This is a genomic window from Nostoc sp. CHAB 5715, assembly GCF_020829685.1.
Taxonomy (GTDB): Bacteria; Cyanobacteriota; Cyanobacteriia; order Cyanobacteriales; family Nostocaceae; genus Nostoc.
In genome coordinates, this window is the sequence record NZ_JAIVFR010000250.1 from 1 (window position 1) to 8,187 (window position 8,187).

The 8,187-nt window shown below is 42.6% G+C and carries 6 protein-coding genes and 4 pseudogenes; 8 read left to right on the top strand and 2 right to left on the bottom strand.

Going from position 1 to position 8,187, the window contains the following annotated elements:
- The 6 genes and pseudogenes from LC574_RS15450 to LC574_RS15475 form a co-directional block, all read left to right on the top strand.
- Positions 1 to 243: pseudogene (locus LC574_RS15450) on the top strand (hypothetical protein); the annotation flags it as partial.
- A gap of 261 nt (positions 244 to 504) precedes the next feature.
- Positions 505 to 1,215, top strand: a complete 711-nt coding sequence (locus tag LC574_RS15455; RefSeq protein WP_229454337.1) for a hypothetical protein — start codon at positions 505 to 507, stop codon at positions 1,213 to 1,215.
- Positions 1,212 to 2,843 carry a TrbI/VirB10 family protein gene (locus LC574_RS15460; RefSeq protein WP_229454338.1) on the top strand — a complete coding sequence of 544 codons (1,632 nt, stop codon included), beginning with the start codon at positions 1,212 to 1,214 and terminating at the stop codon, positions 2,841 to 2,843. Before LC574_RS15455 ends, LC574_RS15460 begins: the two co-directional genes overlap by 4 nt.
- Before the next feature lie 329 nt (positions 2,844 to 3,172).
- Complete coding sequence (locus LC574_RS15465; RefSeq protein WP_229454339.1) at positions 3,173 to 3,745, top strand: hypothetical protein; 573 nt, start codon at positions 3,173 to 3,175, stop codon at positions 3,743 to 3,745.
- 673 nt (positions 3,746 to 4,418) lie between these two features.
- The gene (locus LC574_RS15470; RefSeq protein ID WP_229454340.1) at positions 4,419 to 4,658 is read left to right on the top strand and encodes a hypothetical protein; all 240 of its coding nucleotides are present in this window, start codon (positions 4,419 to 4,421) and stop codon (positions 4,656 to 4,658) included.
- 63 nt (positions 4,659 to 4,721) lie between these two features.
- Positions 4,722 to 4,979: a hypothetical protein gene (locus tag LC574_RS15475; protein WP_229454341.1), complete on the top strand. Its 258-nt coding sequence runs from the start codon at positions 4,722 to 4,724 to the stop codon at positions 4,977 to 4,979.
- Positions 4,980 to 4,981: 2 nt separating this feature from the next.
- On the opposite strand, the pseudogene LC574_RS15480 reads toward LC574_RS15475, so the two are convergent.
- Positions 4,982 to 5,281, bottom strand: a pseudogene (locus LC574_RS15480) (ABC transporter ATP-binding protein); the annotation flags it as partial.
- On the opposite strand from LC574_RS15480, the pseudogene LC574_RS15485 reads away from it, so the two are divergent.
- Positions 5,238 to 5,402: pseudogene (locus LC574_RS15485) on the top strand (low temperature requirement protein A); the annotation flags it as partial. The pseudogenes LC574_RS15480 and LC574_RS15485 sit on opposite strands and share 44 nt — an antisense overlap.
- Positions 5,403 to 5,882: 480 nt before the next feature.
- Positions 5,883 to 6,101, top strand: a complete 219-nt coding sequence (locus tag LC574_RS15490; protein WP_229454342.1) for a hypothetical protein — start codon at positions 5,883 to 5,885, stop codon at positions 6,099 to 6,101.
- A 515-nt stretch (positions 6,102 to 6,616) separates the two neighbouring features.
- On the opposite strand, the pseudogene ftsH3 reads toward LC574_RS15490, so the two are convergent.
- Positions 6,617 to 8,167: pseudogene (gene ftsH3 / locus LC574_RS15495) on the bottom strand (ATP-dependent zinc metalloprotease FtsH3); the annotation flags it as partial.
- Between the last annotated feature and the right edge of the window lie 20 nt (positions 8,168 to 8,187).

The window sequence follows — 8,187 nt, forward strand, 5'->3', positions numbered from 1 at the left end:
GGTGGTGCAAGACTCATAACTCCTTTTAACAAAGATTTACTGGTACGTGCAGCAGATTATTTCGGTAATCCCCAAGGCGACAATAGCACAGACCTGCAAAAAGCAATTTATAGTGTCCGCGCTGATAGATTAGAAATTTATGAAATTCGTAACTTATGTTTGCTAGATGGCAACAACAGCCTTAACAATGATAAATTTATACAATGCGGGGCTGGACAAACATCTGATAGCTTTATCAGATGAGTAGGTGGGGAGTGGGGAGTAGGGAGTGGGGAGTGGGGAGTGGGGAATCAGCCTTTTCGAGTTGAGGGCTTTTTTAAAAAATCAAATAAGACCTATAGATTTCTAATTCACTAATTCAATTTATATATAGGACTAATATTTGATTTCTGAAAAAGCTCGGTACAATTCAAAAAGCCTAATTCCCTACTCCCTACTCCCTACTCCCCACTCCCCGCCTACGTAGATAATTTCAAAAATCAAATACGATTCCTATAATTATTAATGCAATTACTCAAACCAGAAAATAGGAAAAATAACCCATTGCCACTGTTAGCAGTAGGAACATTTGGGTTACATGTATTTACCTTGCTTTTACTACTATTTCACGAGTCTATGTTACAACAATTAGCCCGACAACTCACACCTCAAAGTTTAGTGCAACTTGTTGATGGTCGCACTATAACCGTAGACCCCCAACCAAATTTAGAGCGACAGCCAGAGGCTATTCGGCGGTTTGTGGGTGAAACTATGAGCTTAATGCTTACCTCGTCAGAACAACAGCCGCCAACGCAAGTCTGGGAAATTACTTCCCAACTGGTAGCTGATAATTTTAAAGAAAAACTTAAGTCAGAAATTACCAATTTAAATCCAGATAGCCAATTTGAAAATGTTAATAGAGGAGCAGAGAATGTATTAGTAATCCAAAAAATATCTCAACCTATAGAAATAGGTAAAGGTAATGGACTGTGGAAAGTTGAGATGTTTGCTAATCAACTAGTTTTTAGCGGTTATGACAGGTTGGGAAAATCAACTTCGTTTAATAAACAAATTTTAGTTAGAGCAATAGATGAACCCGCAACTTCCCTACCAAATGCAGCACTACCATTACAGTTCGCAGCTTACCGCCTTGGTGAAGCCAGACTAGAAATTTATAATGTATGTGATATCAAAGATAAAAATTGTTCTGGAAATCCCAACCAAGCTTTACCATGACTAAATACTCAATTCCTGCGGAAACACCTGATCAAAATGAATTTACTCTAACCACCGAAGATCCCCAACCAGAAGTAGAATCTTCAGACTGGGAATCAGATATGTCAAGGCGGTTTGACCTTGAAGAATCTTCTACCGATACCCAAGGATCAGAAGACTCTGCAACGCCGCAAGAGTCGCTATCTCTTCCACAAGAAGTTCAGACAAAGCAACCCCTCTCATCTAATCCCTTTGCAAAGTTAGGCTTGGTAGGGGCCGCCACCTTTGCGATCGTTTTGGTGGGTGGTGTGTTTTTGTCCCAGTTGATGAGTACCAGTTCAAAGCCAAAAGAAATTGTTTCTCCACAAGTGCCTGAGCAGCCAACTGATGAATCTACCTCTCAACAGCTAGAAGGTGAAGTAGATACTCTGAAAACGAAATTAGCCCTGACTGAACAAGCCCAGATGGTGAAAGCCGCCCAACAACAACTCAGAACTGCCAAATCAACGCCGACAGTAGTCTTAAAAGAACCGTCAGTATCTTCCAGAGGCACAGAAAGAGCGATCCCAACACCCCCACCACCAACACCTTATGTACCTCGGACAGTGACAGTTGAGCGCATCGTTAGAGTACCTGCTTCTCAACCTGTGCGATCGCCCCAACTACCAGTTGTGAAGCCAAACACTCAACCTCAACCTCAGACTGTAGCCAATATAACTCGACCATCTCCACCAAGCCCACCACCAGGCCCATTTGAAGAGTGGAGAAGGTTAGCAAAGTTAGGTAGCTACGGTCAAATAGATGCTACCAGTCAAGCTACTAACATCGCACCTGCTCCTGAACCTGCAAACAATCCGCAGCCGCAAGAACAGACACCACCACCGGAAACTCCTGCTCCTGCGGTGAGTCAAGCGCAACCTCTGGGACAAAAATCCTTAGGAGTAGGGACTAGTGCCAAAGCTGTATTAGCAACAGCGATATTTGGTGAAACTACTACTAGAGGAGGCGGTGGTGATGAAACAAGCGAAGCGAAAAACGTATTTGTGATCCGATTAAAAGAAGCACTAAAATCTACCGATGGTGCGATCGCTTTCCCTGCAAACACCGAATTCCTAGCTGAAATTCGTTCCATTAACGAACAAGGTCTTTTGCAGATGAACGTAACTAAAGTTATCTCGCAAAATAATGGCAACCCTACCGAACAAAGCTTACCTAACAATGCAATGATTATTCGCGGTACTCAAGGTAAACCTTTAGTAGCAAATAAATATCCCGGTCAAAGTTCGTCCGTAGCATCAATGGATGCAGGACTATTCGTTTTAGGAGGTCTTGGTAAAGCGGCAGAGTTAGTAAATCGCCCTGATACCAAAGTTCTGCCTTTATATGGCGGTAACCTCAGCAACATCGACTCTAACGGCAATCCTATCGAGAACGGCAACAACCGCAACGGCTACATTAGTGGTTATACTACTATCACTGAGAACAGACGCAACCTTTTAGCTGGGGTTGCAGAAGGTGGTTTCACCTCTGTAGTACCCCAAATTGCCCAACGTAATCAACAGGCGATCGCCCAAATGTCACAACCAACTAATATTTGGTTTATGCAAGCTGGCACAAATGTTGAACTATACGTAAATCAACCAATCTAGTTTTAAAAGATAGGATTTATAAGTGGTTACGCAAAATTATTTATGTCATTGCGAGCGAAATGAAATGTAGCGTTCGCGTAGCGTCTCGAAGAGAAGCAATCTCCAAACCGCAAGCAAATTGCTACCCTACCCTTCGGGAACGGCAAAGCCGAACGGGAAGGCTCCGCCTACATTTCGCTTTGCTTCCGCAATGACAAATGTATATTTAATTTTGCATTAGTACTTACCAATTTTAGATTTTTGATTGAGTAATGGTAATTGGTAATTAGTTTTCTTTCTATCTTTCCCATATTATCTTGTTCTATCTACCAATCTCCCCATTTGCAACCATGAAAAATAATCCTAACTTGTCAGGAAATACCCAAGGTAATTCTTATTTCCTACCTATAGCTTCCTTAATTTTCTCGGTTGCTATGTTCTTGTTGGTAGGTCGCGCTGGTGCTAATAACGCTGTTCTGCGTTCTATATTTTCCTGTCAAGCACAGGGTTTAGGAGGAGCAATACCTACGATCGACGTTTGGTATCAACAAGGAACAAACTTAAGCTTTATTCCGGCTGGAGAAGTAATTAAAAAAGTTTGGTTAAACGATCCATCACAGGTAACTATAGACTTTGATGGGCCAGTGTGTATGCAGTTTGGCCAAGACTCTAATAGTAGTGGAGGAGATTGTAAAAACTCCGCAGCGAATGTAATTCAACTCAGACGAATTCAAAAACTGAATATTCCTGGGCTTCCTCCCACTAACAATACACTTTTAACAGTTGTTACCCAAGGACAAGGTAGAAATAGGTTGTATACTTTTCGAGTCATATATAAAACAGATAACCCTGAGTATCACACTTTAGCAGTTTTTGCCGATCCTTCTGGTCAGGAAGGAGCTTGTGCTAGAGTTCCACAATAAATTTCTAGCAAAAGTACCCGACAGCGAAGACAACTGAAGTTTACCTCCACAAAAAGCGCTGATGCCTACGTATGTCTGCATTATGGCTGATCAAAAGCCTTACTCTAATATCAAGTCTGGGTAATTAGTTATGATTCCCACAGTCATAGCACCCCACCCCCAGCCCCTCCCCTTGCCAAGGGGAGGGGAAACAAAGCGTAGCTTTGGCGGGGTGGGGTTCTTCGGGTTTAATAAGCAATCAAGTGGACATGATATCACTTGCTTCGTTGCTATCCCGCTTGGGAATAAATTCCAAAGCTAATAGTTAAAGTCCTCTTAAGAGGACTAAATATAAGATTTTAAGCGATGTAAATGGCTGGACTTTGTAAAAGCGAAAATTTCAGTCCACTTAAGTGGACTTGAGCTATTAGCCCAGAACTTAAGTTCTGGGCGGGATGTGGGTCAGTGCTACACTTTGACTGTTACAAAAAAAATGTTGATAATTACAAGCCTTTTTAAGGAGAGCCAGCGCGGTCTTAACAAAATTTCAATCCAATTGAAAAACGCTATAACTCAACTGATTTAACTGACTCAGGCATTTTCAGCCTATATGTTCATAAATCTTCAGATAAAAACTAACCACAAATTCCAAATCTGTGTAAATATAAAGAAAAGCTTAAGAGGTTACAGACTCATGGTGACAGCGAAAATGATGCAACAGCTTTGGGCTGTAATCGAGTCTACCCAGGTCAGCACCCTGCTCCAGTTTGACGATGCTGCTTTAGTACAAGTGCTTCTCCAGCAGTTAAAAGCGAAGCAGGTTATTGATCCCCAGGCAGATAGCAGCCTTAATACTTACATAACATCTAAACTGCCCCTGATTCGTGATACGGCTGAAGGTCGATTATCCTTCGGTCAAGGTGGCAATCATTAGCACTATAAATTAAATGATTCCTCACTGCCAAGCATACGCTCAGAGTTCAAACAGTTGAATATTATGAATAACTGGCTAGTAATTGCCCTAGTAGCTTATCTAATTGGAGCAGCGATTGAAGGGGTGACTACAGCCAGTCAGCTGTCTCATTCAGTGCCAGAATTAGCTAAAAGCACACAAGCTCACCCTTCAGATTCTGCCACTGAGTCTAATTCCACTTGGCGAGTTGTGGCCGCGATCGCCTCAGTAAGTATATGTGGAGCTTTTTTGTGGCCTTGCCGCCTTTTCCACCGTTTAATTAAAGGCAAGGTTAATTCGTAAGCTTAACCCTCATCTGTAGAGTAAAACTGTTGGGCATAAAAACGAGCATAGCGTCCTTCCTGAGACAGGAGGGAGGTGTGAGTACCAGCTTCAACCAACTGTCCTTGTTCTAGTACGAGAATGCAGTCAGCCCTACGAACGGTGCTTAAGCGATGGGCGATAATAAACACAGTACGGTTTTGCATGACTCGCTTGATCGCTTCTTGAACTAGTGCTTCTGACTCCGAATCTAAGGCAGAAGTAGCTTCATCCAAGATGAGAATTCGAGGATCGTTGACGATCGCTCTAGCGATCGCTATCTTTGGCAAAGGTTTGTTACCTGTTGCAGTCATTGGCCTTGTAGCTATAGTTTCTGCTATCCAAGTCGTTCAAGATTTATATCAGAGTCGTCCCACTACCCGCTTGGTTAACCCAGAAATCTAGCTCATAGCGTAGTAGTAGCACATATCTGTGCGCTACTACTATGTATCCACGCAATTTACAGCGCTTTTCAAGTAATTGAACTACACCACTCCCTACTCCCCATCTCATCTGTGGTCTAAATACCTGAAAAATGCTGTAAATCTAAGGATTTATCTGTAAGGCATCTATCCTATGGAGGATTTTAAATAAAAAATCAATAAATATTCATATAGTTATTTAAAGATTATGTAATTTCAGTATTCAAACCTGACCTTGTAAAGCTGAGAACTCAACACATTGCCGTCTATCGGAGGTGATAGAACCAAAGCAGGAATGTCATCATTAGGAGATGTACCTTTGGGCAGTGAAGTCAAGTAGGTGAAATATTTATTAATATTATTAATAGGAAGTGTAAATTTCAGCGTCAGGAGTCAGAAAAAATTCTTAATGGCAGGTATTTCGCATCAATCATCAAATTTTTCAGCAATAGAACAGAAGATCATGAAAGATCAAGAACCATCAGACTCTAAGGAATTCGTCGGAAATCTCAAGAATGGAATCTGGCTGTTTGGATTGTCATCCTGGGTATTTGGCATTACCGATCGCAGCATTGCTTCATTTGCGGATGGCTATCTATCTGCTTTGGATTTAACGCAAATATTCACAGCAGCTACCTTCTTTGTGGCGTGGCTATTTTTGAAACCGACATCCAGAGTTTAAGATCGGCGACTGGTTGAGTATTCAGTCACTCTTAACGCTAGTCTTATAAAGATTTTGGAAAGTTATCTATATTGATCGCCATAAGGGATGCTACACAGAAAGCATAGATTCTTTTGCATTGATCGCAATCAGGGTAATTCGTAAAATCTTTGAATTACCCGTGCTACCTATTCAAGACATGCTATACACAATCGCACTATAAGCGCGTAAGTTGCTATTGGATTTTGCTCCATCCTACCTCTACATCCAATGAAATTGTAGTTGTATTGTATCTTTTGCCTTTTGAAGTCAGAGTTATAGCTTTTTTATTTTGGTGTATCTAGAAAAATTTTTCTAATTTTGCGGAATTGATTATGCTCAGGTGGTAGTCTATATCAGACTAGCGATTTATACTGAAACTCTATAACGAAACCTTCGGGGTATATAACCCCATATTAAAAGCCCGGTCTTCATGACTGGGCTTTTTTAACAATTACGAGTTAGGAATTGTTCTTAACTTCTAACTACTCATTAAATTAGGCAAAGGCAGCAGTTGTCACATCGTTATTCGACAGAATTTCTTGCAACTCTTCAGCATCTACCGTTTCTTTATCAACTAGCATTTGCGCTATCTCATCTAAAATGTGGCGGTTACGCACCAACACTTCTTTAGCGCGTGTATAGGCTACATCCACAAGTTTACGGACTTCTTCATCGATAGCGGCGGCGGTTTCTTCAGAGAAATCACGCTCTGACATGATATCTCGTCCCAGGAACATGTTACCTTGTTGACGACCAAGGGCGACTGGGCCTAAGCGATCGCTCATGCCAAATCTGGTGATCATCTGACGCGCAACCCGTGCTACTTGTTGTAAGTCATTAGAAGCACCAGTGGTAACTTCTTCTTCACCAAAGATTAATTCTTCAGCAATCCGACCACCCAAAGCCACTGCCATCTGATTTTCCAGATAAGCGCGGCTGTATAAACCTGTGTCCATCCGGTCTTCGCTGGGGGTAAACCAAGTTAAACCACCTGCACGACCACGAGGAATGATGCTAATCTTCTGCACAGGATCGTAGTCTGGCATTAAAGCACCAACTAAGGCATGACCAGCTTCGTGATATGCTACCAAGGTTTTGCGCTTTTCGCTCATTACCCGGTCTTTCTTCTCTGGCCCAGCTAATACGCGATCAATCGCGTCGTTGATTTCATCCATTGAAATCTCAGTCAAATTCCGGCGGGCTGCCAGAATTGCGGCTTCATTGAGCAGGTTGGATAAATCTGCACCAGTGAATCCAGGGGTACGACGGGCAATTTTATCCAAGTCCACATCTTTGGCCAAGGTCTTACCACGGGCGTGTACCTTGAGGATTTCGCTGCGTCCGGCATAGTCGGGACGGTCTACCACAACTTGACGGTCAAAGCGACCAGGACGCAATAGGGCTGCATCTAGGACATCAGGACGGTTGGTAGCGGCAATAATGATGATGCCAGTATTACCTTCAAAGCCGTCCATTTCTGTGAGCAACTGGTTGAGGGTTTGTTCCCGCTCATCGTTACCACCACCTAAACCTGCACCCCGTTGACGACCTACGGCGTCAATTTCATCGATGAAGACGATACAAGGAGCATTGGTTTTAGCTTGTTCAAATAAATCGCGGACGCGGGATGCACCCACACCGACGAACATTTCGACAAATTCTGAACCGGAGATTGAGAAGAAGGGTACACCTGCTTCACCAGCTACGGCACGAGCTAGAAGGGTTTTACCTGTACCAGGAGGGCCAACTAACAGTACACCTTTAGGAATTTTTGCACCAACGGCGGTAAAGCGATCGGCGTTTTTCAGAAAGTCTACAACTTCGTTTAATTCCAACTTGGCTTGGTCAATACCAGCAACATCGCCAAATGTTACCTGAGTTTGTGGTTCCATTTGGACTCTAGCTTTGGATTTGCCAAAGTTCATCGCTTGGCTACCTGGGCCATTTTGAGCGCGACGTAGCAAGAAGAATAAGCCAACCAAAAGCAATACAGGGAAAAATAAGCTGCTCAGTGCCTTAAACCAAAATCCTTCATCGGTTTGGGGCAAAAATTCCTAAAGGTGTA